Origin of the sequence: Pseudomonas sp. KSR10 (genome assembly GCF_022355455.1) — a bacterium.
In the GTDB taxonomy this organism is placed as follows: Bacteria; Pseudomonadota; Gammaproteobacteria; order Pseudomonadales; family Pseudomonadaceae; genus Stutzerimonas; species Stutzerimonas stutzeri_E.
Window position 1 is genome coordinate 103,295 of record NZ_JAKOEN010000011.1, and the last position, 23,689, is coordinate 126,983.

At 61.1% G+C, this 23,689-nt stretch carries 22 protein-coding genes; 16 read left to right on the forward strand and 6 right to left on the reverse strand.

All coding sequences use genetic code 11. The features are described from left to right. Positions 1 to 147 precede the first annotated feature (147 nt). The 5 genes from MCB86_RS04300 (at position 148) to MCB86_RS04320 (ending at position 4,670) form a co-directional block, all read left to right on the forward strand. A complete protein-coding gene (locus tag MCB86_RS04300) occupies positions 148 to 1,116 on the forward strand; it encodes a helix-turn-helix transcriptional regulator (RefSeq protein WP_239609987.1) in 969 nt (322 codons plus the stop codon). Between the two features lie 111 nt (positions 1,117 to 1,227). Further along, positions 1,228 to 1,551, forward strand: a complete 324-nt coding sequence (locus MCB86_RS04305) for a hypothetical protein (protein WP_052679263.1) — start codon at positions 1,228 to 1,230, stop codon at positions 1,549 to 1,551. Between the two features lie 267 nt (positions 1,552 to 1,818). Further along, positions 1,819 to 2,586 (forward strand): transporter substrate-binding domain-containing protein, encoded by a 768-nt coding sequence (locus MCB86_RS04310; protein WP_045160265.1) that lies wholly within the window; start codon positions 1,819 to 1,821, stop codon positions 2,584 to 2,586. Next, positions 2,574 to 3,923 carry a diguanylate cyclase gene (locus tag MCB86_RS04315; protein ID WP_155397583.1) on the forward strand — a complete coding sequence of 450 codons (1,350 nt, stop codon included), beginning with the start codon at positions 2,574 to 2,576 and terminating at the stop codon, positions 3,921 to 3,923. Before MCB86_RS04310 ends, MCB86_RS04315 begins: the two co-directional genes overlap by 13 nt. A 15-nt stretch (positions 3,924 to 3,938) precedes the next feature. Beyond that, positions 3,939 to 4,670 carry a transporter substrate-binding domain-containing protein gene (locus MCB86_RS04320; protein ID WP_080890533.1) on the forward strand — a complete coding sequence of 244 codons (732 nt, stop codon included), beginning with the start codon at positions 3,939 to 3,941 and terminating at the stop codon, positions 4,668 to 4,670. A gap of 36 nt (positions 4,671 to 4,706) precedes the next feature. Here the strand turns inward: MCB86_RS04320 and MCB86_RS04325 are convergent, their stop codons facing one another. Then, positions 4,707 to 6,326: an NAD(P)/FAD-dependent oxidoreductase gene (locus tag MCB86_RS04325; protein WP_045160267.1), complete on the reverse strand. Its 1,620-nt coding sequence runs from the start codon at positions 6,324 to 6,326 to the stop codon at positions 4,707 to 4,709. Positions 6,327 to 6,489: 163 nt separating this feature from the next. Then, positions 6,490 to 7,221 carry a carbonic anhydrase family protein gene (locus MCB86_RS04330; RefSeq protein ID WP_239609989.1) on the reverse strand — a complete coding sequence of 244 codons (732 nt, stop codon included), beginning with the start codon at positions 7,219 to 7,221 and terminating at the stop codon, positions 6,490 to 6,492. Positions 7,222 to 7,522: 301 nt separating this feature from the next. Between MCB86_RS04330 and MCB86_RS04335 the strand changes: the two genes are divergently transcribed. The 3 genes from MCB86_RS04335 to MCB86_RS04345 all read left to right on the forward strand — a co-directional run bounded on the left by MCB86_RS04335 (position 7,523) and on the right by MCB86_RS04345 (position 9,882). Beyond that, entirely contained in the window at positions 7,523 to 8,797 is a 1,275-nt protein-coding gene (locus MCB86_RS04335) for a PQQ-dependent sugar dehydrogenase (protein WP_045160269.1), read from the forward strand. A 97-nt stretch (positions 8,798 to 8,894) separates the two neighbouring features. Further along, complete coding sequence (locus MCB86_RS04340; RefSeq protein WP_045160270.1) at positions 8,895 to 9,212, forward strand: cytochrome c; 318 nt, start codon at positions 8,895 to 8,897, stop codon at positions 9,210 to 9,212. A gap of 211 nt (positions 9,213 to 9,423) precedes the next feature. Continuing rightward, on the forward strand, positions 9,424 to 9,882 hold the full coding sequence (locus MCB86_RS04345) for a DUF1456 family protein (RefSeq protein WP_045160271.1): 459 nt from the start codon (positions 9,424 to 9,426) through the stop codon (positions 9,880 to 9,882). 82 nt (positions 9,883 to 9,964) lie between these two features. Here MCB86_RS04345 and MCB86_RS04350 read toward each other — a convergent pair whose 3' ends face one another. Then, positions 9,965 to 10,354: a DUF4168 domain-containing protein gene (locus MCB86_RS04350; protein WP_045160272.1), complete on the reverse strand. Its 390-nt coding sequence runs from the start codon at positions 10,352 to 10,354 to the stop codon at positions 9,965 to 9,967. A 152-nt stretch (positions 10,355 to 10,506) separates the two neighbouring features. Here MCB86_RS04350 and MCB86_RS04355 point away from each other — a divergent pair, with 152 nt between their 5' ends. Together MCB86_RS04355 and MCB86_RS04360 are read left to right on the forward strand one after the other, a co-directional pair. After that, positions 10,507 to 11,994 (forward strand): ATP-binding protein, encoded by a 1,488-nt coding sequence (locus tag MCB86_RS04355; protein WP_239609991.1) that lies wholly within the window; start codon positions 10,507 to 10,509, stop codon positions 11,992 to 11,994. Further along, entirely contained in the window at positions 11,987 to 13,381 is a 1,395-nt protein-coding gene (locus MCB86_RS04360) for a sigma-54 dependent transcriptional regulator (protein WP_239610268.1), read from the forward strand. Before MCB86_RS04355 ends, MCB86_RS04360 begins: the two co-directional genes overlap by 8 nt. A gap of 86 nt (positions 13,382 to 13,467) precedes the next feature. Here the strand turns inward: MCB86_RS04360 and MCB86_RS04365 are convergent, their stop codons facing one another. The 3 genes from MCB86_RS04365 to MCB86_RS04375 form a co-directional block, all read right to left on the reverse strand. Next, positions 13,468 to 15,825, reverse strand: coding sequence for a bifunctional diguanylate cyclase/phosphodiesterase (locus MCB86_RS04365; protein ID WP_239609993.1), 2,358 nt, complete (start codon positions 15,823 to 15,825; stop codon positions 13,468 to 13,470). Further along, complete coding sequence (locus MCB86_RS04370; RefSeq protein WP_045160276.1) at positions 15,812 to 16,900, reverse strand: spermidine/putrescine ABC transporter substrate-binding protein; 1,089 nt, start codon at positions 16,898 to 16,900, stop codon at positions 15,812 to 15,814. Before MCB86_RS04370 ends, MCB86_RS04365 begins: the two co-directional genes overlap by 14 nt. 209 nt (positions 16,901 to 17,109) lie before the next feature. Next, positions 17,110 to 17,685, reverse strand: coding sequence for an antibiotic biosynthesis monooxygenase (locus MCB86_RS04375; protein WP_045160277.1), 576 nt, complete (start codon positions 17,683 to 17,685; stop codon positions 17,110 to 17,112). 471 nt (positions 17,686 to 18,156) lie between these two features. On the opposite strand from MCB86_RS04375, the gene MCB86_RS04380 reads away from it, so the two are divergent. The 6 genes from MCB86_RS04380 to MCB86_RS04405 all read left to right on the forward strand — a co-directional run bounded on the left by MCB86_RS04380 (position 18,157) and on the right by MCB86_RS04405 (position 23,598). Then, positions 18,157 to 19,707: a DUF2235 domain-containing protein gene (locus tag MCB86_RS04380; RefSeq protein WP_239609995.1), complete on the forward strand. Its 1,551-nt coding sequence runs from the start codon at positions 18,157 to 18,159 to the stop codon at positions 19,705 to 19,707. Continuing rightward, on the forward strand, positions 19,704 to 20,360 hold the full coding sequence (locus MCB86_RS04385; protein WP_239609998.1) for a DUF2931 family protein: 657 nt from the start codon (positions 19,704 to 19,706) through the stop codon (positions 20,358 to 20,360). Before MCB86_RS04380 ends, MCB86_RS04385 begins: the two co-directional genes overlap by 4 nt. Positions 20,361 to 20,631: 271 nt before the next feature. Then, the gene (locus MCB86_RS04390; protein ID WP_239610269.1) at positions 20,632 to 21,288 is read left to right on the forward strand and encodes a DUF2931 family protein; all 657 of its coding nucleotides are present in this window, start codon (positions 20,632 to 20,634) and stop codon (positions 21,286 to 21,288) included. A 197-nt stretch (positions 21,289 to 21,485) separates the two neighbouring features. Beyond that, positions 21,486 to 22,058 (forward strand): CDP-alcohol phosphatidyltransferase family protein, encoded by a 573-nt coding sequence (locus tag MCB86_RS04395; protein WP_239610000.1) that lies wholly within the window; start codon positions 21,486 to 21,488, stop codon positions 22,056 to 22,058. Then, positions 22,058 to 22,657, forward strand: coding sequence for a lysophospholipid acyltransferase family protein (locus MCB86_RS04400; protein ID WP_239610002.1), 600 nt, complete (start codon positions 22,058 to 22,060; stop codon positions 22,655 to 22,657). Before MCB86_RS04395 ends, MCB86_RS04400 begins: the two co-directional genes overlap by 1 nt. Next, entirely contained in the window at positions 22,654 to 23,598 is a 945-nt protein-coding gene (locus MCB86_RS04405) for a phosphatidate cytidylyltransferase (protein ID WP_239610004.1), read from the forward strand. Before MCB86_RS04400 ends, MCB86_RS04405 begins: the two co-directional genes overlap by 4 nt. Positions 23,599 to 23,689: the final 91 nt, after the last annotated feature.

Below are 23,689 nucleotides of genomic sequence, written 5' to 3' on the forward strand. Positions count from 1 at the left end.
GACGTGTTGGCAAACGTTCGCGCTGCTTAATGATAATTATTTGCATCAAAAGATGTCGACGCGTAGTCTGCCACCCAGTCGCTTCGCGAACCTTTGCGGGGCCGAACATTTGCTTTGCAATCCCGTCAGTTCGAGGCGCAGCGCCGCATGAATCAAGCTGATCACATCATTCGTGGCGATGAGTTGCCGGCCATGAGCAGGCCGGGGCTGCGCCTGTCCAACGAGGATGACGACCGCCTGCTCTACGGCCGAGTGAAGTGGGCGCAGCTGCGTGATGGCCTGTCGCTGCACTGGTCCGATTGCGAAGAGCTGCAGGATTTCGTCACCGAAAACGTGGTTGGTCCGCGGGTATCGTTCGTGCTCTTTCTGCAGGGCCAGAGCCGGGTCAGCTATGGCGATCTGCCGCTGACGCTCGGTCAGCCGGCGTCGCGGCAGGCACCCGAGGGCGTGGCGGTTTCGATGAACGAACCGGTGCTGTTCCGCCGCCAGGCGCGCCGCGGCAGTCATATCCGCAAGCTGGTGGTGAGCCTGACGCCGGACTGGTTCGAAGGGCGCGGGGAGGGTGTCGGCTCGAGCGATGGCGCGATCCGTCGCTTCATGGATAGCCACCTGGCGCCGCGTGTCTGGATGCCCTCGGCGCGGCTGCTGACGTTGGCCGACCAGATGCTCAACCCGCCCGGCTACGACACGCTGCTTCAGGGCCTGTACCTGGAAAGCCGCGCACTGGATATCGCCTGCGAGGCACTGATCAGCCTGGGTGATCGCTCGGCGTCGGTGGAACAGGGCCTGCGCCCGCAGGAGTACCGCCGTCTGCAACGCCTCCTTGCGCTCCTCGACAGCGGTGAGGCTGACGACTGGACGCTGGAGCGCATCGCCCGGGAGGTAGGCGTCAATGCCACCACGCTGCAGCGGCAGTTTCGCCTGTTCAAGGGCATGACCGTGTTCGAGTACCAGCGTGCCCGCCGGCTGCAGCTGGCGCGGGAGGCTTTGGAGCGCGAAGGTGCCAGCGTCAACGAGGCCGCCTGGCGCGCCGGCTACAACAGTCCGGCCAACTTCGCCACGGCATTCAAACGCCAGTTCGGCATCAGCCCGCGGCAGGTGCGGGCGCGGGTTTGAATGCTCGGAAGGTGTGCCGTAAGACTTTTGCCCGCGGCCACATCTCGCGGCTGCTTGTTAAGCCGCCACCGCCGCGCCATGCTCGCCACCGGTATTCAAAGGAGCGATTCGATGAAACAGGGATTGTTGGCTACGGTGCTGCTGGCTGTGTTAGTGACACAGGCGCAGGCCGGTTTCCAGAAGGACAGGGAGGCGTTCGACATGCGCCAGGCCGAGCTCGACCAACGTTGCGAGTCGGCCCGGGAGGCGAAGCTGGCGCCGCTGCGCGAAGCGGCGTTTCAGGACTGCATGAGAACGACCCGCAACAGTCGCGCCGAGACCGAGTGTCGGCGCAGGACCGCCGGTGAAAACGGCAACCGGGCCGGTGGTGCGCCTCGCTTCTATGACGCGCCTGCCTGTGTAGAGGCGTTCGAGCACAAGCGACAGCGGCCCTGAGCGGGAACCGCGGGCGTGCCGCGTAACGCGTAATATAGCCCGGCTGACGATTGAACAAGCTGGCCCGGCGATCTACGCCATGTGAGCGGCGTCTCTTCCCCCACATTCCCGCCCCCATCGGGCTCGCCATACGTCGGAGAGCTGTGGACGGGCACGCCCATCTGCTCAAGTGTGATGGGCTGGCGCCGACAAAGGGGGTATCTGATTGATTCTAGTGGCCTGCCCCCGATGCCGGCCCGGGTTCCTTGATCCCTCCGAGGACACTGCATGCGTTCGTCCTGTCTCCGCGATCTGAGCGTCGCCCTTGTCCTGCTAGTGTCCGGGGCCTATAGCGCGCTCACCTATGCCCATGCAATCACCGCGGTCACCGAAGAGCTGCCCCCCTACAACATGACCATCGACGGCAAGCTGACCGGCATGGGTACCGAGGTGGTAGAGGCTGTTCTGGAAGAGGTTGGGGAAACCGCGCACATCCAATCGATGCCCTGGGCGCGCGCCTATGACATCGCGCTCAATACCGAAAACGTGCTGATCTATTCAATTGCCAGAACTCCGCAGCGCGAGGCGCTGTTCAAGTGGGTGGGCGTCATCGCGCCGACGCGCTGGTACCTGTTCTCGCTACCTGGCATGCACTTCAATCTGAAGAGCCTTGAGGACGCAAAGCAATATCAGATCGCTACGGTCAAGGAGGATGTCGGAGAGCAGTATCTGATCAGCAACGGCTTTGCCGTGGGGCGCAATCTGCAGTCGAGCAATAAATACGAACACAACTACCAGAAGCTCAAGGCCGGGCGGGTAGATCTATGGATTTCCAACGAGCTCAACGCCCACTATCTGGTGCGCCAGGGCAGCGGTAATCCAAACGAAGCTGCCGTCCCTCAGTTAAGCCTGGACGACCTCGGTGGCACCAATGGACTGTGTTTGGCGTTCAGCCGCAAAACCTCGGATGAGCGCGTCGAGCAGTTCCGCCAGGCTTTGGCGCGTGTACGCGCTGATGGTCGCTATGACGCGATCGCCGCTAAATGGCTGAAATGAACGCGCACGACAGTCCTGACCCCGCAGCCCTTTTGCAGCGACGGACTGGCTCGCTCGGACGTCGTCTGGTGCTGGCCACGCTCGGTTTTTGCCTGCTGTTTACGCTGGTCACTGTCGGGGTGCGGACCTGGTCGGCCTGGCAGACCAGCCTGGCGGCGATGAATGCGGAGCTGGTGCTGATCGACCAGGTGTTTCAAAGCAACCTGGCCAAGGCGATCTGGGAGATGGACAGCGATGCACTGCGGACGCAGATCGACAGCGTCGCCAAGGCAGCCCCGGTCGGTCGCGTCGAATTGCAGATCATCCGTGCCGGGCGCGAGCCGCAAATCATTCAGCGCGAGCGCGCGCAGCAGCAGGTTCGGCACCGAGCGCCGACGTTGCAGCATTCCCTGACGTACGAGCCTTATCCGGGGGCCCTTGAGACGGTGGGCGAGCTGAAGCTGGAAGGCAATGAAGGACTGCTCTGGGAGCGGTTGATTGATGAGATCACCAACATTGTCATCACCCAGATCATTCAGTCGCTTTTGCTGGCCGGGTTGATCATGTGGATGTTCAATCGCAGCGTCACTCTGCATGTGCGCCGGATTGCCCGTCACCTGACTCGCCTGACGCCTGAGAATCTGGATCAGACCCTGCGACTCGAGCGCCCCTTGAAGCGCCACGATGAGCTGAGCCTGCTGGAATCCGGCGTCAACGGCCTGCAGGCGAAACTTTCGGCATACCTCGAACGACAACATCTGGATGAGCTGGCGCTAGCCGCGCATCGAGATCGCCTGGCCGAATTGGTCGAAGAACGTACCATCGAGTTGAGTGCCGCCAACGTGTTGCTCGAAGAGCTGTCGCGCAGCGACCCGCTGACCGGGCTGGCCAATCGTCGACATTTCGACGAGATCAAGGAGGTCGAATTTCGTCGTGCGCTTCGGTTGGGCCAGCCCCTTGCGGTGCTGATGTGCGACGTCGACCATTTCAAGCGCTACAACGATGCCCACGGCCACGCCTCCGGTGATCGCTGCTTGCAGATCGTGTCCGAGACCCTGACGAACACCTTTGGTCGGGCCGGCGAGTTAGTTGCGCGCTTGGGTGGCGAGGAGTTCGTGGTGCTCCTGCCAGGCTCGGATCGGGACAGTGCCAGGCGCGCGGCTGAACGCCTGCAACAACGGTTGGCCGAGCGGGCCCTGCCCCATGGCGACTCACCGGTTTCGTCACAGGTGACGCTGAGCATTGGCGTTGCCGCACTCGATGCCGAAACCATGGATCATTTCGACCTCTTGCTGCACAGCGCCGACGAGGCCCTCTATCGGGCCAAGGCGCAGGGCCGCGATCGGGTTGCCGACTAAGATACCGAGGCTCATATGATGCTCCCGTTTGTCGTTCGTATCGCCTTGCTGTGGACCTGTCTGGTGCCCTGCGTTCAGGCAGAGACAATCCGTGTAGTCACAGAAGAGACGTCGTTCAGTTACCTGCGACAGGGCCGGGTGGTCGGTCCAGCGACCCAGGTGGTGGAGGCAACCCTTGCGCGTGCGGGTCTGGATGATTACCGCATTGGCCTGTACCCCTGGGCACGGGCCTATGACATGGCGCTGCGCGAGCCGAACGTGCTGATCTATCTCATCGCTCGCACCCCCGAGCGCGAAGGTCAGTTTCATTGGGCCGGAGAAATCCTGCGAATCGACTACCACCTGTACCGGCTGCCCTCACGGAAAGACGTCCAGATCGCGCAGCTGGAGGATGCCAAGCAGTACCGTATCGGGGCGTTGCGCGGGGATGTCCGCTATCGCTATCTGCAGGACGAGGGATTTACCAAACTGGTGGTAACTGTCTCGAACGCAGACAGCTTCAAGCTCCTGAGCAACGGTCAGGTCGATTTGGTACCGATGTCGGAACAAGGCGTCAGGATGTTCTGCACTGAGGAGGGGCTCGCTGATGGCTGTCTGGAGCGCGTCCTTACTCTCAACACCGCCACGAGCCTTTATATGGCTTACAGCCTGCAAAGCGGTGAGGACGTGGTGCTGCGCACCCAGGCGGCTTTCGAGTCTCTGCAAGCGGATGGGACAGTAGCCCGCCTCATGGCAGGGCAGCGCTGAACGAGGCCGGCGCTGCCGACGTTACGCCCGTCTCGCTCAGCCCTGCAGGTCGGCCAGCATCGCGGTGGCCACCGCTTCGGCGACCTTGATGCCATCGACACCGGCGGAGAGGATGCCGCCGGCGTACCCGGCGCCTTCACCGGCCGGGTACAGGCCGCGGGTGTTGATGCTTTGCAGGGTCTCGTTGTCGCGCTTGATCCGCACCGGTGAAGAGGTTCGTGTTTCGATGCCGGTAAGCACCGCATCGGCGCGATCGAAACCGCGGATCTGCTTGCCGAAGGCCGGCAGTGCTTCGCGAATGGCCTCGATCACGTAGTCGGGAAGCGAAGGTGCCAGGTCGCCCAGCCGAACGCCCGGCTTGTAGGACGGCTCGACCTCACCGAATGCGCTCGACGCCCGGCCACGAATGAAGTCGCCCACCAGCTGCCCCGGCGCGCAGTAATCGCTACCGCCCAGCTCGAATGCGCGCGATTCCAATCGTTCCTGCAGCTCGACGCCAGCCAGCGGACCGCCGGGGAAATCTTCATCCGGATTGATGCCGACGACGATGCCGGCGTTGGCGTTGCGCTCGTTGCGCGAATACTGGCTCATGCCGTTAGTGACCACGCGGTTGGGCTCGGAGGTCGCCGCCACCACAGTGCCGCCCGGGCACATGCAGAAGCTATAGACCGCTCGGCCGTTCTTGGCGTGGTAGACCAGCTTGTAGTCGGCCGCGCCCAGTTCCGGGTGCCCGGCATATTTGCCCAGGCGGGCCTGGTCGATCAGTGACTGCGGGTGCTCGATACGAAAGCCCACGGCGAAGGGCTTGGCCTCGATATAGACGCCGCGCTCGTGGAGCATGCGGAAGGTGTCGCGTGAGCTGTGGCCGAGCGCCAAGACGACATAGCGGCTGCGCAGCTCTTCGCCGCTGGCCATGCGCACGCCCTGGATGCGGCCGTCTTCGATGATGAAATCGACCACGCGGCTGTCGAATCGCACCTCACCGCCCAGCGCCTTGATTTCTTCGCGCATGGTCGAGACGACGCCGGTCAGGCGGAAGGTGCCAATGTGCGGTTTGCTGACGAACATGATCTCTTCCGGCGCGCCGGCGCGGACGAACTCGTGCATCACCTTGCGGCCGTAGAACTTCGGGTCCTTGATCTGGCTGTAGAGTTTGCCGTCGGAGAACAGCCCGGCGCCGCCTTCGCCGAACTGCACGTTGGATTCCGGGCTCAGCACTTTCTTGCGCCATAGTGCCCAGGTGTCCTTGGTGCGGCTGCGTACATCACGCCCGCGTTCCAGCACGATCGGCCGGAAGCCCATCTGCGCCAGCGTCAGCGCGGCGAACAGGCCACACGGGCCGAAACCGATCACCAGCGGACGTTCGTTCAGCCCCTCGGGTGCCGTGCCGACAGGGTAATAGCCGGTGTCCGGCGAGACGCGGATATTTCGGTCATCGGCCAGGCGTTCGAGCACTTTGTCTTCGTTCGCTACGCTTGCGTCGATGATGTAGACGAAGGTGATCTCGCTGTTCTTCTTGCGCGCGTCATAGCTACGCTTGAATACACTGAAGTCGAGCAGCTCGTTGTCGCTAATCTTCAGGCGCGCAACGATGGCTTGGCGCAGGGCCTCGGCGGGGTGATCGAGCGGCAGTTGCAGTTCGTTGATGCGAATCATGGCGAGTCCTGGCCGGTAGCCCCGGCAGAGGTGAGGTGAGCGGGCGTAAACCGACGATTTGCGCGGCGCGCAGTGTAGCGGTGACGGCTCCCACTGTCATGAATTCGGAATGCCACGAACGAGCCGGCCATCGCTGATGCGACGCCCGGCTGAGCGAGTTGATCTATTGCAGGATCGTTCGCGCGTTAACGGGTTGTAGCGGACGGTTGTTGGCATGTCCGACGGCCTTCGTGAGGGCTTCGATCTGTGCATGGGATGCCGCGATAGGTTGCTTGAGAACCAGCCAGCGGACCCCTTCCGAACAGGGCGGCGTGGTGAGTGAGCCGTTGAAGCGGTAGTAATCCAGATCGGCTGGCAGCATGTCTCCGATATTCACTCGCTGCGGCAAGAGCTGCTTCGCGCCTTCGGCCGGCGGGGTGTTCCAGAGGCTGGCCAGCACGGTGTTCTGCTTGCCCTCCTTGAACATCACTGCGAGCACGACAAGGTGTCCCATCTCATCGGAATGAACCAGATGCCCTTCTAACGGATAAGAATGTCCCTTGATCTGGTTTTCGCTGGGCATGTGGAAGTGGAACTGGATGAGCTGATACTGCTTGCCGTCCAGGGTGAGGGTGCTCCCCGGCTCGTAAGCCACTTGTACGGTGTGACCATTATTGACGACCTCGCTCGCACCAGCGGTGTAGTCCAGCTTCAATGGCGTAAGTTCTGCCTCGATGAATCCGTCCAGGTTGACGGGCGATTGGTTCTGCCCCGCACAGGAATGGAATTCAGGAGTTAGTTTCGCCCAGTTCTGCGGACCTACTTCGCCCGAATAACCCCAATGCGTACCTGGCGTGACGGCCCAGGCATTGGCGCAGGCAATCATTACGCCGATCGCAAGTGCGGCTTTTCTCATGCTCATTTTCCTTTTCTGGTTATTGATTCAACAAGCTCGAAGCGGCAGCTCTGAAATAATTTGAAATAGGACATTGCAAGCTTGACGGACCATTTACTGAGCAGCAGTCGTCTTCGACGCAATTGCTTTAGGGTCGAGGAGCAGCAGGAGCGCTGATGCAGTCGCCTGGTAATGGCCTGGGATGACGCTACGCTGTGATATAGCTCACGTTTCAATGTAGTTCATGCGCGCAGCTGCGCAGGCGCCGAGCACAACAATAAACCTCGTCCAGCGAGACGATTCCTCAATGAGGTTGGTGCCCATGAAATATGCTCCCGTTAGCTTGATCGCCTTTGCCATGTGTGTGGCTGGAGCTGCCTTGGCTGCGCCCACCAGCGACGAAGCGTTGGAGCGCATGCGGTCGATGAAGACGACCGGCCAGTCGCTCGACATGAAGACCGTGCCGCAGGACGGCGAGATCGCCGATGCCATTCGCCAGAACCTTAAGCGCATCAAATTACCGGAAGGCTTCAAGATCGAGCTGTACGCGGTGGTACCCGGCGCGCGGCACATGGCGGTGGGACCGTCCAGCGGCGTGGTGTTCGTCGGCACGCGCAAGACCGATCTCTGGGCGGTCACCGATCGCACCAAGAACCGCACCGCCGATGAAGTGAAGCGCTTCGCCCCGGCGATTTCCTTCACGCAGCCAGGGCCCTGTTTCAGTCCGGACGGTTTCCTTTTCGTCGCCGAGCACAACCGCGTACTGGTGTTTCCGGCGGCGGAATTTTTCTACGAAGGTCCGGATGTCGCGGCCGACATCGTGGTGCCGACCGGCGAGCTGATCCCGACCGACGAGGAGAGCTACAACCATGGCGCGCGGGTGTGCGCTGTGGGGCCGGACAACAGACTCACCGTCTCTCTGGGCCAACCGCATAACGTGCCGCCGAAAGACAAGCTCGAGCTGTACAACCAGCACGGCATTGGCGGCATCGTGCGCATGGAGCGCGACGGTAGCAAACGTGAGGTTTATGCCACCGGTATACGCAACTCGGTGGGGATCACTTACCACCCGACCAGTAAAGAGCTGTGGTTCACCGACAACCAGGTGGATGGCATGGGCGACGACAGTCCGCCCGGTGAAATCAATCACGCGCCGAAGGCTGGGATGAAGTTCGGTATGCCCTGGTACGGCGGCGGTCAGGTACGCACCACTGAGTACGCCGACGAGACTCCGCCGGAGGGCCTGACCTTCCCGGTGGTGGAAACCGTGGCCCATGCGGCCGACATGGGGTTGCTCTTCTATACCGGCAAGATGTTTCCAGAGAAATACCGCGGTGGCCTGTTCAGCGCGCAGCGGGGCAGCTGGAATCGCACCGTGCCGGCTGGTGCGCGGGTGATGTTCACCCCATTTCCCGCCGACGGCTCGGCACCGGCCGGCGAGACGCAGCCCTTCGCTGAAGGCTGGCTGGACGAGGAAACCGGCGAATACTACGGCCGCATCGTCGATGTGGCGCAGCTGAAGGATGGCTCGCTGCTGGTCAGTGACGACACTGCTGGGGCGATCTATCGGATTTCCTACGAGGGCGGTTCGGACTGACGTCAACCTTTTCTGCCTGGCCGTCTGGTTCGCTCATCCGAGCTCGGCGGCGTCGTTCACGGGAGACACTCGTATGGTTAGAAATCGTCGCGGCGGGATGCTCGTACCCTGGCTGATGCTGCTGACGCTGCTGTTCACGACCGAGGCGAGGGCGGCGGATATCAATGCTGGGCAAGCCAAGGCCGGGATGTGCACGGCCTGCCATGGCCTCGACGGATTGAGCAAGGTCGCCGATGCACCGAATCTGGCGGGCAACGGCGAGCTCTATCTGGTACGGCAGCTCAAGGCCTTTCGCAGCGGTGAGCGCAAGCATCCACAGATGTCGCTCGTCGCCGCCGGCCTGAGCGATGACGACATCGCCAATCTGGCCGCCTGGTACGCGGCGATCAAGGTCAGTGTCGAGCTGCCGCAATAGCACGCGCGCGCATTGCCCAGCCGTGGGCATTGATCGCAGCATTTTCCTGAAATGCCCTGCCTATCCTCTATACTCGCGGCCCATTCAGGCCGGCCTGCTTTCATTGCTGGCATCAGACCGACCCGCCGGTGACCGTTTGACGGCCGCTCGCAACGAATCAACAGATCGAGCCGCGGCGTCGCGCGCTCTCATCCACGAAGAAGGATTGCCCATGGTCAATAACGATGTGTTGCGCAGCCTGCGTTACATCCTGAACGTAAGCGACGCGAAGCTCGTCGAGATCACCCGTCTGGCCGGCTACGAAGTTGGCGAAGCCGATATGGTCGCCTTCCTGAAGAAAGATGACGAGGAGGGCTACAAGCTCTGCAGCGACGAAGTCATGGCGCACTTTCTCGATGGCCTGGTGATCTACAAGCGCGGCAAGGACGAAAGCCGTCCGACCCCGCCGATCGAGTTGCCGGTGACCAACAACATGGTGCTGAAGAAGCTGCGCGTAGCCTTCGAGTTGAAGGAAGACGACATGCACGCAGTCCTCAAGGCGGCCGACTTTCCGGTATCCAAGCCGGAGCTCAGCGCGCTGTTCCGCAAGGTCGGGCACAGCAACTACCGGGTCTGCGGCGACCAGCTGCTGCGCAACTTCCTCAAGGGGCTGGCGCTGCGCGGTAACTGATCGGACGGTTTGTTCGCCGGGCCATTTCCCGGACCGAAAAAGCCCCGCCGATGCGGGCGGGGCTCGTTGAACCTGCGATCGCTTAGTTCTGAACCATCGCAATGACCCGGTCACGCAGTTGCGGGTCGTTTTGTACCGCCTGGTTGATGGCGTTGTATTCCTCGATGCTGAGGTCGTTTTCCACCACGGTGTTCATCATTTTCTCGTTGGCTTCTTGCTGCAACTGCTGGGCCTCGGCTGGGTCACCGGTCTTTTCCAGCTTGGCGGTGAAATCCTCGCGGATCTCCATGATCTCGCCCAGCGAGTCGGCGAACTTCTCCAGCTTCTTGTCGCTGATGTCTGCTGCCTGCACCCCGGGTGCGGGTTGTGTGGCCGGCGCCTGATTCGCTTCCTGCGCCACTACCTGAGAGGCACCGGCGGCGATAAGAAGGGCGGCGAGGCTGGAAACGAGGCGGGCGTTTAGCTTGGTCATGTGCGGTTCATCCTGCGATTTAAAAGACACAAGGCGCAGTGCATCAGCCATGCCAGACCGGGTCGTTAGTTCCAAGCTATTGATACCAAAAACATTTCTCCATCCGTCCTGACGCCCTCGACGCTGTGGGACACGACCTGTATCGTGCCAGAATGGCACATGTAGCAGTTTGGCAAAGAACTTCGACGTTACGCGGCGCGCTGTTGTTGAAGGTAGTGGTGCCCCTGGTGGCGATCATGCTCGGCTTCAGCTATCTGCTGCTGTGGACGGTCGAGCGCAACAGCGAGCGGCGTTTGCAGGAAGAGGTCGAACTGGTGGCGCGGGCGGTTCGGCTGCCACTCAGCGACAGCCTGGAAAAGCAGCACGACCGCACCTCACAGCAGGTATTGGAGTCGGTGCTCGGCGTCGGCCGCGTCTACGGCGCCTATCTCTATGACGATCAGGGCGAGCTGGTGGCTTTTGCCGGGGCCATCGAACCGGATCAGGATCAGTCCTCCATTCAGGAACTCACGGCCGACGGTAAGCGTCGCGGTGGTTATCAGCGCATCCGCGGGCGCGAGGTCTATTCCTATTTTCTCCCACTTGAACAAAGTGGCGGGCGCATCAACGGCCTGTTGCAGGTCACCCGGCGCTGGAACGATTTCGAGAGCGATACCCGGCGCTTGCGCATGATCGCGGGTATTTCCGCCGCGGTGCTGGCGCTGGCCGCGGTCTGCATCGTTCTGCTCGGCCACTGGTCGGCGATCGGGCGCCACTTGCAGCAACTGACGCAGAGCATGGCGAGGGTCGCCTCCGGTGATCGTCAGCATCGCGCGCCGCGCAGTGGCCCGCAGGAAATCGCCGTGCTCGGCCGCGCACTGAACCGCATGCTCGACAGTATCGCCGACGCGGAGCAGCGCATGGCCGAGCAGAAGGCGCGCGAGGCGGAACTCGAGAGTCGGTTGCGGCGCACTCAGCAACTGGCGGCGGTAGGCCGCTTGGCTGCAGGCGTGGCGCATGAACTGGGCAGCCCGCTCAGCGTCATCGATGGCAAGGCCCAGCGCGTCTTGCGCAGTGAGACGCTGGAGGACGGCCAGCGCAAGGGGCTGCTGCAAATCCGCAGTCAGGTGCAGCGGTTGAGCGAGATCGTCCGTCAGTTGTTGGACTTTGGCCGCGCTGCCGGCCGCCCGCCACGGCGCATGCCCGCCGATGTGCTGGCGCATTCGGCGGCCGCCGCGGTGGCCGACGAGCTGGCCACGTTGAAGGTCGAGCTGCAGCTCCAGGCACCAGCGGCTGCCCTGTATTGCGAGGTGGACCCGCCACGTTTCGAGCAGGCGTTGACCAACCTGCTGCGCAACGCGGCCCAGGCCAGTCCGGGCGGACGGGTGGTGCTGCGCTGGTGGCAGGAAGCCGATTGCCTGATCTTTCAAGTCGAGGACGACGGGCCGGGTGTGGCCGAGCAACACCGCGCCGCGCTGTTCGAGCCGTTCTTCACCACCAAACCGGTGGGTAAGGGCAGTGGGCTCGGACTGGCCGTTGCGCATGGCGTAGTGGCCGAGTGCGGTGGCCGTCTCGAGCTGGTCGAGAGCCCGCTGGGTGGCGCGGCGTTTCGTATTTCCCTGGCGCTCGCCAATGAGGATGACACTCATGCAAATGGATGAAATCGCCCCGCAGCGGGTGTTGGTCGTGGAGGACGACGACAGCCTGCGTCAGTTGCTGGTCGAAGAACTGGAGGATCGCTCACTGCAGGTGCGTGCCGTGGCGAGCGCAGAGGACGCCGTGCCGCTGCTCGACAGTTGGGAGCCGGAACTGCTGATAAGTGACCTGCGGTTGCCGGGCGCTGATGGTATGGCGCTATTGCGGCGGGTCAAGGCGATGCAGGCCGCGCCGGCGTTTGTGGTGATCACCGCGTTCGGCAGCATCCAGCAGGCGGTGGCGGCGTTGAAAGAGGGCGCCGATGAATTCCTCACCAAGCCGCTGGATCTCGAACACCTCGGGCTTGCCGTGTCGCGCGCGCTGGAGACGCGGCGGCTACGCGACGAGGTGCGGCGCTTTCAGCAACTGCTCAGCGATGACCGCTTCCACGGCATGCTTGGCCGCAGTCGGGTGATGCGGGAACTGTTCGACCAGATCAGGCAGTTGGCGCGTGCCGCCGGGCCTGTGCTGGTGATTGGGGAAAGCGGCACCGGTAAGGAATTGGTCGCTCGCGCTGTGCATGCTGAGAGCGAACGGGCGCAACGACCCTTCCTGGCGATCAACTGTGCAGGCTTGCCGGCCGAGCTGCTGGAAAGCGAATTCTTCGGTCACGCGGCCGGTGCCTTCACCGGTGCCAGCCGCGCGCACAAAGGGCTGTTCCAGCAGGCCGACGGTGGCACGCTATTCCTCGACGAAATTGGCGAAATGCCGTTGCCGCTGCAGGCCAAACTGCTGCGCGTATTGCAGGAGGGCACCATTCGGCCAGTGGGCGGCGAGCGCGAACTGAGCGTCGATGTGCGCATCATCGCGGCCAGCAACCGGCCGCTGGAAACCGCTGCCGGCCGCGAGTCGTTTCGCGAAGACCTTTTTTTTCGCCTGGAAACCTTCATCCTCCAGGTGCCGCCGCTGCGCGATCGCGAGGAGGACCGCGAGTTGCTCGCCGCCGGCTTCGTCGCCCGCTTCGCTGCGCGCGACGGTCGGCCGGTGCGCGGTCTGTCGCGCACAGCCCTGGAACAGCTGAGGTGCTACCCCTTTCCCGGCAATGTGCGAGAGCTGCAGAACGCCATGGAGCGGGCGGTCACCTTCTGTCATGGCCGCAGCATCGAGCTGGAGCACCTACCAACGCGCATCGCCAGCTACCAGGAGACCGCGCCCGAAGCCCGCTCGGATGAACTGCTCGGGCTGATGATCGACGGGCCCTTGCTGCCTACGCTGGACGAGCTGGAAATGCGCTACATCCGTCACGTGCTGGAGCGGGTCGAGGGCAACAAACGACGTGCCGCTGCATTGCTTGGGATCGGTCGGCGCACCCTGTATCGCCGGCTGGGCGAGAAGGAGCAGGACGAGGCGTAAGTCAGCCGTTAACTTCGCCCATGGTTCGCGGCTTCGAGCGGGGCTCGGCATCCTGATGCCGCACCCGATTAGCCCCCCTGCGCCTGTCAGCGCAGGGCGACCATCTGCGGTTCCAGCTGCAGTTCGGCCGAGCGATTGCGGATCGCCACCCATTCAAGCAATGCGGTTACCGAGCGCGGCGGTGAAATCAGGTAACCCTGAAACAGATCGCAGCCGGCCTGCAACAATGCGGACTGCTTTTCCAGCGTATCCACGCCTTCGGCATTGACCCGTTTGCCCTGGGCCTGACAGAACGCGATGATCGCCTTCAGGCTCTCCTGCATTTCAGTACGGGTCAGACGTTCGACGATCGCCATGTCCAGCTTGATGGTATCGGCCGGGTATTCGAGCAATTGCTGGATCGACGTGTAACCGACACCGAAATCGTCGATGGCCACTCGGAAGCCGGCCATGCGGATCGCGTGCACCACTTCCATGGTGTTACGGCTCAGCTCGGCGGCGTAGGTCTCGGTGAGTTCGATCTCGATGCGGTTCGGGCAGATGCGGTAATGCGCGGCGCGCTCTATCAGGTAGTTGCACAAACGGTCATCGGTCAGCTGCGCCGAGGACACGTTGATCGCCAGAATCACCCCCTCGCCAAACAGACGAACCAGTTCTGGGTAGCCCGCCAACGCATTGTCGATCACCCAGCTGTCGATCTTCGGAAACAGCCCGGCGCGCTCGGCGATGGGAATGAACTCTCCCGGCGATACCGTGCCCAGCAACGGCGAATGCCAGCGCAGCAACACTTCGCAGCTGGCCACGGCCCCTTGGCGATCCACCGCAGGCATGTAAACCAGGCGGAACTGCTCGTCGCCATCGAGCAGGCGCAACTGTTCCTCCACCAGGCGGATGCGCTGGTTGCGTTGCTCGAGCTCCGCCGAAAAGGCCACCGCGACGTTCTTGCTCTCGGCCTTGGCCTGATACATCGCGGTGTCGGCACGGGTCAGCAATTGGGTGATCGTGTTGGCATCGGTGGGATAGCGGGCAGTGCCGATACTGACGCTCACCGGATAGATGCGATCGTCCAGGTGGAAGCCGCCTCGGCACAGGCCCAGCAACGCGTCGGTGAGTGCCGGCAAGGTATCGTTGCCGGCATCGGCCATCAGCAGTACGGCGAATTCGTCGCCGGAAAGGCGTGCGAACGCGGCCTCGGTGTCCGGGTGGGCCTGGTGGTGATGTTCGAGCACGCCCTGCACGCGTTTGGCGAAGATTTGCAGCAGCGCATCGCCTGCATCGTGGCCGTGCTGGTCGTTGACCTGCTTGAAATCGTCCAGATCGAGAAACAGCAGTGCCAGTTGTCGACCGCTTTGTGCGCACTGATCGTACATGGCGGTGGCCAGTACGCCGAAGTGGGCACGGTTGCTGATGTGGGTCAGGCTGTCGGTCCAGGAAATCTCCTGGATACGCTGCAGCGCGGCGGTGTTGCGCTCGTGGAGGGTCTTCATGTTCAGTGTCAGGCGACCGATCTCACCGCCGTCGCTGGGCTCGTCCAGGGCGTCGCGCTTGCACAGCAGCAGGTCGGTGAGCTGGCTGTCGAGGTGGCTGATGGGGTCGGTGATGTAGCGGCGGATCAGCAACAACAAGAGCCCGATGGATATCAGGCAGATGAGCGAGCCGCCGACCAGAAAGGCCAGGCTCAGCGTTTGCAGACGTGCGGCAATGTAATCGGCCGGCGGCGTCAGCCGTGCATGCAGCGAACGTGACAGCTCGATATCGGCTGACAGACCCGGCGGGGCCGACGGCAATTTGGAGGCGATCTCGATTTGCGCGCCGTATTCCTTTTCCAGGCGCTGCTTCAGCGCGACGAAGCGGTCCGGTCGCACGGCCAGTTGCACGGCAAAGGCCTCCGTGCGCTGGCTTGGTAATGGCCGGCTGTTGGACGCCGACAGCAGAAAGTCGGTGTCCAGCAGTAGCGGTCCGCCATCGGCGCCGTCCAGGTAGCTCATAATGCCCGTGTCGGCAGCCTGCCTGGCCTCGCGAACGAGCTGTTGCTGCCTGGCGCTCATGGTGGCGAATGGCGACAGGCTGCTTTCGAAGTAATACGCCGCCTCACCGTCGGGCTGGACGATGGCGAACGAGACGAAGGACAGCCGGCTTGTGGACAATGAGCGGATGCTTTGTTGAATACGCAAGCCCAGTGTCTCGTTGCGGTAGCCGGTATTGGTCTCGCGCAGAAACAACAATAGCGCCTCGCTCTCCATGATCGAGTTGAGCACGCTGCGGTTGAACGCCTCGTAGTCCAGGTACGCGGACTTCAGCATGGACAACTGTTGTGCCAGACGCGCCTCTTCGAGGCCGAACAGGGAAGCCCGCTGGGTCAGGTAGGCAGTGGTCGCGGCCAGCAGCTGAATGATCAGGATGACCGGAAAGATCACCAGCAGCGCGCGCTTACCGAGCGTCATGGGCGTTTATCAGTGCGCTGATGATGCGCCGCCGCGTCTGCGTGGCTTGCGGTGGGCGCGTCTCGAACGTCTGGCTGCGCTCCAGTACGTCCTCTGGCGGATAGATGGTCACATCCTGGCGGATCGCGTCCGGCAACAGGGCTCGGGCCGCGGCGTTGGGAGTCGCGACGCCCAGTTCGGTGGCGTTCAATGCGGCGATCTCGGGATCGCTGATGAAGTTCAGGAAGCGGTAGGCCAGGTCCTTGTTCGGCGTGCTTGCCGGAATCGACAGGCAATCGACCCACAGCAACGTGCCTTCTTGGGGCACTACATAGCGCCAGGGCTCCCCTTCGATGCCCTCGGTCTGGTTGAGTACCTGCTGATCGCCGCTGTAGGCCAGCGCCATGTCGGCCTGGTCGAGGTAGCGCCGCCGCCCCAGCGAGGTGATTGCGTATTCGTAGGTCAACACAGCGCTGGCCTGCGCCCGGAGCAGCTCGAACGCCGCCTTGAGTTCGTCATTATTCGAGGTGTTGATTGAGCGCCGTTGGAAGAGTAACGGTGCGGCGAGAATATCCTCGTGATCTTCCATCATGATGATGTGCGGCTTCTCGCGTTCGGTCGGCTGCAACAGTTCAGCCCAGGATTGCGGCGCCTCGGCGAGGCGATCCGCGCGATAGGCGATGCCCAGGGTGCCCCACAGGTAGGGCATGCTGTAACGCCCGCAGCTGTTACGCCAGCGCTGCGAGACGTTGCTCAGATTGGGTAGTGGCGTGTCGCTGATGGGCTCGAGCAGCCCGCGTTGGCCGAATCGATCGGAGCTGATCAGCTCGGTCAAGGCAATGTCGATCTGATGGTCCGGTTTGGCAAGGATCTCGTCGCGCTTGTCCCCGCTGTCGAAATAGATCTGCTGGATGCCCACGCCGGTTTCATCCTGCCAGCGCTGTATTACTGCTTCGCTCAGGTATTCCTCCCAGTTGAGCAGCGTCAGGGTCTGCGCCGCGCGAACGCCGGTCGATGGAAACATCAGGCCGAGGGCGACCAGCGCCGCGACGCCGAGGCGTCGGCTGTAAGAAGAGCCCAGGTTCTTGTTGTTCATCCATTGCTCCATTCGCTATGGCACTGCCCGACCTCGCCCTTGGTTTCCCGGCGGGGCGTGGCGGTGCTCGCCTGCTTTCAAACACCTGCGTATCGGCTCGAGAAGTACCGAGGGCTGAGCACGCGGGCATCAATCGGCTATCGGCTCACCTAGATGGCACTTTAATGGCGTCAGACGAATGGCGACAATATCTTTGTGGGCTGTTCCGATCAGCGGACAGGAGCCGCTTGTTTGCCGTGGCGAACGCGCGGGCGAGGCGGTGTCTGTAGCCAGGCGGTCAGCAGGCGGGTGGAGAGTGGGATGAATAGATAAGTCATCAGCGGCGTCAGCGCCAGCGTGGAAACCAGGATGCGCATTACCAGGCTGAGCTCGCTGAGTGCGCCGCCAAACAACAGGTTGAACAGCAGCGACACGGGAAAGAACGCCAACCAGATCGCCACGCTCTGCTTCCAACGAGGCGGTGTTGGGCTGTCGACGCCGCCGAACCAGGCGTCGATGCCGCGAGCGCGTTGCTCGTGGGGCTGGCCGAACAATTCGCCACCACGCTGCAACCAGGCCCGGCGTGAAGCGGAGTGCTCCCAGGTGTCGAGGGTTTGTTCGTCGGCGAAGCGGAAGACGATCTGGAATTCGTCGTCTCCGGGCGGCGGGGCCAGCACGCCGGAGCCGAGGTAGCCGGGAAAATCCGCAGCCAGCTGTTCGCCTTCGTGCAGCCAGGCGAGTAGATCTTGGTAGCGGCCATCACGCACACGGCGGGCCACCATCAGGGTGACGGGTTCGGTAGACATCGTGTATCTCCAGCATCGGACCGGCTGCCCGGATAGGGTTTTCGGCAAACGCAGCGCCGGGGTGATGGGCTGCGTTATGGCTCAGGCAAGGATCATGCCCTGGTCTTCAGCACGCGCCAGACCTTGTGAGGTCGGCGCATCCGAAGGCGACGGCGCACTATACGGAGAATTTTTGCACTTGGAAGGGGCGTTCACGCCGAGGAATGGGGCGGCGGCACCCAGCGTCTCGGGCCAGTACCGATTCCGCTACGCGTTTCGGCGAGATGTTCGCCGGTAAACCAGGACCGCCCCGCCTCCGCGTGCTGCTGGATACATCGCGGAACCGCAACGTCGGATGCGCACTTTGTGAACGACGCGCTTGAAACGACGCCTGCGCTCAGTCCTACTAGCAGCCATGGCGCGTGCCTATCCGGTGACGCCAACCGACGCCCTGCAATGGGCGGAAACTTCCAACCAAGGATGGTGGAAACAATGAGTGGTTACGTACCCAATATCCCGAGGGCCAAGCGCGACGCCGAGCTGAAGGAGGTCCAGCCCACCGAAATTCATGCCGAGCGCTGGGCCGAGTACGAGCTCCACAGCAGCCAACCGGCCAAATCACCCGAGAAGATCAAGCTGGCCTTGCGTATCGGCGTGTTCTTCGACGGCACGCTCAACAACGCCACCAACGCCGCGCTCGGTCTGGCATGTGGCGCCCATCACCCGATAGCGGCCGAAGATCTGAATTCCACCTGCAAGCCATATATGGCCGAGCCGGACAGCAGTTACGGAAATGATGTGACTAATGTGCGGAAGCTGATGGACTTGTATTGGGTACCGTCCACGCTGGAAGGCGCAGGTTCCAACAAACAGGGGTATCGCAAACTATACGTAGATGGAGCGGGCACCGAGGCCGGCAAACAAGACAGCAGTCTGGGCGCTGCGGCGGGCCGCGGCGGTACAGGCGTCGCGGGACAGGTTCAGGACGCGTTTAACCGGATCAGCGAACTTATTCAAACCACGCATCAGGACTATCCGGACCTCGAAATTAGTTCGTTGATCTTCGACACCTTTGGCTTCAGCCGCGGTGCTGCTGCGGCCAGGCACTTCGCCAACGAGGTTGTCAAAGGCAAGCAGGGACCTCTCGGTGCGGCATTGCAAAGCAACGCGGGTGCCTTCAGTAGAGGCTTCGTCGACCGCTACGGACGCGATATCAACGTTGGCTTTATCGGTCTGTTCGATACCGTCGCTTCTGTTGGCGGCTTGAAGAACATAGGCAATATCCGAAGCTCTATCACGCCTTGGCTGAATCTCTATTTACCGCGTAAGTACTTCGCGAATGTGGTTCAGTTAGTGGCGCGCGACGAGATACGCGCGAATTTTCCACTGAGCGAGGTCAGTCCGGACCACCCTGAGATCGTTCTGCCGGGCGTGCACTCAGACATCGGCGGAGGCTATCTGGAAGATGCCGAAGCGCGAGTGCTGGTCAGCCCGATGCAGGCGCTGGTGGTGGGTCAGCGCGTCGATGTGGCGACAACGTCCATCTACCAGGACGCGGTCGAGGCCAGGCAGCGGATGCTTGCCGAGGGTTGGCCGTCGGCCATGCTGGAGATCATCACCCCGGAGGCGCTACTACTGCCGGTCGATCCGCAAGATCGGTTGGCGCCTCGGCAAAAGCGGGTATATGTCGGTCTGCAACTCAAGCGCAGGGTGAGTAATGCGCTATCGCGCGTCTATCTCCGAGTCATGCACGAGTTGGCAAGAAAGAATGGCGTTAGGTTTGATGATATTCCCGATGAGCCGCAATATCTCATTCCCGATGAGTTGTCAGCGATGTCTGACCGGTTTATTCGGGGCGACTACGCTCTGGCTGATGAGGAAGAACGTATTCTTAAATATCGTTATATACATGTTTCCGCCCATTGGAATAACCCGCGGGGGAAGCGAACTCCGAGCGGTCTTAAGGTGCTTTATATCAATGCTCCAAATTCTGGGGGTGTTCGCAATCGACACCCTCATGCTCCTAACTGGACTCTATTTTGAACAAGTCATTTTTTTTTCTCATCCCGATACTGCTGTTGATCGGCTGTAAGGCATTAGGGCCAGTAAACGAGTCGAACGGTTCAAAGTCTCCTTGGTGGAGTTTGGAATTTGTTGCGCCCCCCTACATGGTAGGTTGGGTTGAGGCAAGCATCGTCGAAGACGTTGAAGGCAGGCTCTTCGATCATGGTGGAGGCGGTGTTGTGGGGAGCGGTGACCCCGGATATGCAACCGAAGTAGCCCGGGGGTGGCCACATGGGTTGGCGGGCGGCCAGCGGGCGGTAGTGGGCGCTGGCTTGCCCAAACGAATCTTTGTCCGCTGGCAATCGGTGGTGGAGCCGCAGACATATAGAGGGTGGATTGAAATACCCGATGATGCTCGGAAAATCATGCAGGACTCGACAAATCATCGCTGTTCTGCTGAACGGCCCGCGCGTTATATGGCTTCACTCTACTTAGGGCTGGCGCCGGGAGGGGTCGTGCAGGCATGGGTCAGAGATCAATGTCACAACGCTGTCAAAATCGCCCGTGCGCAAGCTGAAATCGAGCCGCTCGGTCCTTCGCAAGGGAAGACTGATGGGCGATACGCTTACAAGATCAATGAAAAAACCAAGCGATACATCGACAAGTACGGCATTCCTTACGGAAGTTGGTAAGAAGAAAGGGGTCAGGTTCAACGAGATCGATGGGAATGATCCAAGTTATTCGATTCCAGCCGGTCTAACTTCTCTTTACGAACGGTTTAATAATGGCAACTATCAGGTTTTGCCTGCTGAGGAGCAACTGCTGAAGACGCGTTATATTCATGTCTCTGCGAATTGGAACAGCCCGCTCAAGGAGCAAACGCCCAGCGGCCTCAATCAACGCGCCGAATGCTGGCGAGGTTCGCCAGTTCCAACCTCATGTCCCTGAATGGACTTTATTTTGATCAAACAAATCTTGGCGCTGTTGGGCGCATTGGTTCTGAGCGGCTGCCAAATCGCAGATCCGCTATCTGGTGATAAGGATCCCAAGGATCCGTGGTGGAGCCTGGAGTTCTTCTCACCGCTCTACATGGTGGGGTGGGTCGAGGCGAGTCTGGTCGAAGATATCCAGGGCAGAATGTTCAATAAAGGTAGCAGCGGTATCGTCGGCACCGGCATTGATAATTACGAAACCGACTTCGCGAGAGGTTGGCCAAGAGGCAAGTCCGGTGGAATTGACGGAGTAGTAGGTGCGGACCTGCCGAGACGTGTCTACATACGGTGGCAGTCGGTGGTGGAGCCGCAAACCTATCGGGTATGGATCGATATCCCCGAAGAAGCTCGGCAGCTCATGCATAGATCAACCCATCGACGCTGTCCGGAAACACCGGAGCGACCAGCGCTCTATCTAGCGGCGTTGCATATTGGGCTGGCGCCGGGCGGTGTCGTCCAGGTCTGGACACGCGATGAGTGCAACGTGCCAGTTGTAGTCGCTCGCGCTCAGGCAGAGGTAGAGCCACGTGGTCCACACCTCGGAAAATCAGGCGGAAAATACTACCCGTTATCAGACGACTCCAAGCGCTATATCGACAAGTACGGCATTCCATACGGAAGTTGGTAGTAAATATAAGGGTGCGCAAATAGGTATGCCTTTCTTCTTTGAAACGGCATGACTAACCGGGCTGGGCTGGGCACTATTTTCAATAGAAGCCAGATACAGCCGTCGCTGTAAATTCAAACATCGATAACTATCAGGTGAGGGAACACCGAATGCAAGACAACCGAAGACCCGTTACATCTCGATCTCAGCGTTGGGCAATGAACCTTGCCACGCATCTGATCAACCAAGGCGTCTCCCCTAATCAAATTTCAGTTGCGAGTATCGGATTCGCGGCAGCGGCGGCTGCCAGTATGGCGGCGTCTATCGGTGTACTCGCTTCGCTTGTGGCGATCACATTCATCCAACTCAGGCTGGTATGTAACCTGCTCGATGGGATGGTGGCCATCGAAGGCGGGAAGCAATCGGCGCTGGGCAGCCTGTATAACGAATTTCCGGATCGCATCGCAGACAGCCTGCTGATCGTTACGTTTGGGTATGCAGCGGCCAATCCTTCGCTTGGCTGGTTTGCCGCGCTCGCCGCTGCTTTGACTGCCTATGTGCGGGTGTTTGGCGGAGCGCTAGGGCTTAAGCAAACCTTCGTCGGTCCCATGGCCAAGCAGCATCGCATGGCGGTCATGACGGCTGGCCTGGCGCTTAATATTCCAGAGTCTCTTTTGTTCTCCACACACCATAGCCTGTTTGTCGCGCTGATCACTATCGCGGCGGGCTCCGTCGTGACTTGTATCTCCCGCACCCGAATAATCGCTGGTCAGTTGAAGGAGGCCCAGTGATGTGGATCTCCGCCCTGTTGATTTCGATTTTGCGGCTACTGCTGGGGGCCAGCGCTCGCTTCGAAAGCACGCCAGACCTGTCCGGTCAGCGCATCTATTTCGCCAATCACACAAGCCATATCGACACGCTGGCGATCATGGCGGCCCTACCGAAGGAGGCGAGGCTCAACACGAAGCCCCTTGCGGCAGCCGATTACTGGGGCAAAAACAGGTTTCTGAGATACATCGCAACGCGTGGGCTCAACTCGGTACTGATCAATCGCCAATCGAAAGACGGTGAAGATCCGCTGGAGCCGGTGCGTCAGGTGATGGAGCAGGGTTGCTCGGTCATCATCTTTCCGGAAGGGACACGCAGTTTTCAGGCACTTCCCGGCGAGTTTAAATCCGGTCTTTACCGACTCCATAGGGCGTTTCCGCAGGCGCACCTGGTCCCCATCTATCTGGACAACCTTTATCGCTCGATGCCGAAGGGTAAGCACGTGCCCCTGCCGATCATCTGCACCATTCGGATCGGCGATCCGCTTGCGGTTCTAGAGAACGAAGAGATCGGCGACTTCTTGAACAGAGCCCGCGAAGCGGTGGTGAGGCTTGCCCGATGATGATCGAGAACAAGTTCTACCTGTTGATGGCCGGGGTCGTTTCCCTTTTGGCGGTCGCCACCGTCACGGGGCTGATCCTGAAGCGCTTGGTCAAGACGGAAGGCTCGATTGCGACCGTCGACAACCTGAATCTGAGAGTCAACGCCTGGTGGTCGATGATCGCGATTTTTGTCGCCTCATACCTGATGGGCAACACGGCGACGGTGGTGCTGTTCGCATTCGTGTCGTTGTTTGCCCTGCGAGAGTTCATCACCCTGACTCCTACCCGGCTAGGCGATCACAATGCGCTGTTCGCAGCCTTCTTTATTCTCATCCCCTTGCAGTACGTCTTCATCGGAATCCACTGGTATTCGATGGTCACGTTGCTGATTCCGGTTTATGCGTTCCTTTTCCTGCCGTCGATTGCCGTGCTGTCACAAGAAACCGATGGCTTTCTCGAGCGCGCGGCCAAGATCCAATGGGGCGTCATGATTACGGTGTATTGCATCAGCCATGCGCCCGCGCTGCTCATACTCGACCTTGAGGGGTTCGAGGGGCAGAACGCCCTGCTGCTGTTCTACCTCATGTTCGTCGTTCAGATCAGCGACGTATTGCAGTACGTGTTCGGAAAACTGTTCGGGAAAACCAAGGTTGCGCCTGTCGTCAGCCCCTCCAAGACAGTTGAAGGGCTGGTTGGCGGCGGCTTGGCGGCAACGCTGGCGGGCGGCGGCATGTACTGGCTCACGCCGTTCAGCTTCTATCAATCGGTAGCCATGTCCTTCGTGATCGTGGTGATGGGTTTTCTGGGCGGCCTGACGCTCTCGGCGATCAAGCGCAGCCTGCAAGCCAAGGATTGGGGCACCATGATCAAAGGCCACGGGGGCATGCTGGATCGGATGGACTCGGTGTGCTTTGCCGCGCCGGTATTCTTTCATCTCACCCGTTATTTCTTCTCGGTTTGATGTCCATCCGCATCTGCAGTGACGGCCTTTTTCGGTTTGGATTGATCACTGCGTCGTGATGCGCTGTCGGGCGGTATCGTTCTATTCCAAC

Excerpts from the sequence above, each read along its gene's own strand:
- MCB86_RS04300 (WP_239609987.1), top strand. The coding sequence starts at position 148 with ATGAATCAAGCTGATCACATCATTCGTGGCGATGAGTTGCCGGCCATG.
- MCB86_RS04305 (WP_052679263.1), top strand. The coding sequence starts at position 1,228 with ATGAAACAGGGATTGTTGGCTACGGTGCTGCTGGCTGTGTTAGTGACA.
- MCB86_RS04310 (WP_045160265.1), top strand. The coding sequence starts at position 1,819 with ATGCGTTCGTCCTGTCTCCGCGATCTGAGCGTCGCCCTTGTCCTGCTA.
- MCB86_RS04315 (WP_155397583.1), top strand. The coding sequence starts at position 2,574 with ATGGCTGAAATGAACGCGCACGACAGTCCTGACCCCGCAGCCCTTTTG.
- MCB86_RS04320 (WP_080890533.1), top strand. The coding sequence starts at position 3,939 with ATGATGCTCCCGTTTGTCGTTCGTATCGCCTTGCTGTGGACCTGTCTG.
- MCB86_RS04325 (WP_045160267.1), bottom strand. The coding sequence starts at position 6,326 with ATGATTCGCATCAACGAACTGCAACTGCCGCTCGATCACCCCGCCGAG.
- MCB86_RS04330 (WP_239609989.1), bottom strand. The coding sequence starts at position 7,221 with ATGAGAAAAGCCGCACTTGCGATCGGCGTAATGATTGCCTGCGCCAAT.
- MCB86_RS04335 (WP_045160269.1), top strand. The coding sequence starts at position 7,523 with ATGAAATATGCTCCCGTTAGCTTGATCGCCTTTGCCATGTGTGTGGCT.
- MCB86_RS04340 (WP_045160270.1), top strand. The coding sequence starts at position 8,895 with ATGCTCGTACCCTGGCTGATGCTGCTGACGCTGCTGTTCACGACCGAG.
- MCB86_RS04345 (WP_045160271.1), top strand. The coding sequence starts at position 9,424 with ATGGTCAATAACGATGTGTTGCGCAGCCTGCGTTACATCCTGAACGTA.
- MCB86_RS04350 (WP_045160272.1), bottom strand. The coding sequence starts at position 10,354 with ATGACCAAGCTAAACGCCCGCCTCGTTTCCAGCCTCGCCGCCCTTCTT.
- MCB86_RS04355 (WP_239609991.1), top strand. The coding sequence starts at position 10,507 with ATGGCACATGTAGCAGTTTGGCAAAGAACTTCGACGTTACGCGGCGCG.
- MCB86_RS04360 (WP_239610268.1), top strand. The coding sequence starts at position 11,987 with ATGGATGAAATCGCCCCGCAGCGGGTGTTGGTCGTGGAGGACGACGAC.
- MCB86_RS04365 (WP_239609993.1), bottom strand. The coding sequence starts at position 15,825 with ATGACGCTCGGTAAGCGCGCGCTGCTGGTGATCTTTCCGGTCATCCTG.
- MCB86_RS04370 (WP_045160276.1), bottom strand. The coding sequence starts at position 16,900 with ATGAACAACAAGAACCTGGGCTCTTCTTACAGCCGACGCCTCGGCGTC.
- MCB86_RS04375 (WP_045160277.1), bottom strand. The coding sequence starts at position 17,685 with ATGTCTACCGAACCCGTCACCCTGATGGTGGCCCGCCGTGTGCGTGAT.
- MCB86_RS04380 (WP_239609995.1), top strand. The coding sequence starts at position 18,157 with ATGAGTGGTTACGTACCCAATATCCCGAGGGCCAAGCGCGACGCCGAG.
- MCB86_RS04395 (WP_239610000.1), top strand. The coding sequence starts at position 21,486 with ATGAACCTTGCCACGCATCTGATCAACCAAGGCGTCTCCCCTAATCAA.
- MCB86_RS04400 (WP_239610002.1), top strand. The coding sequence starts at position 22,058 with ATGTGGATCTCCGCCCTGTTGATTTCGATTTTGCGGCTACTGCTGGGG.
- MCB86_RS04405 (WP_239610004.1), top strand. The coding sequence starts at position 22,654 with ATGATGATCGAGAACAAGTTCTACCTGTTGATGGCCGGGGTCGTTTCC.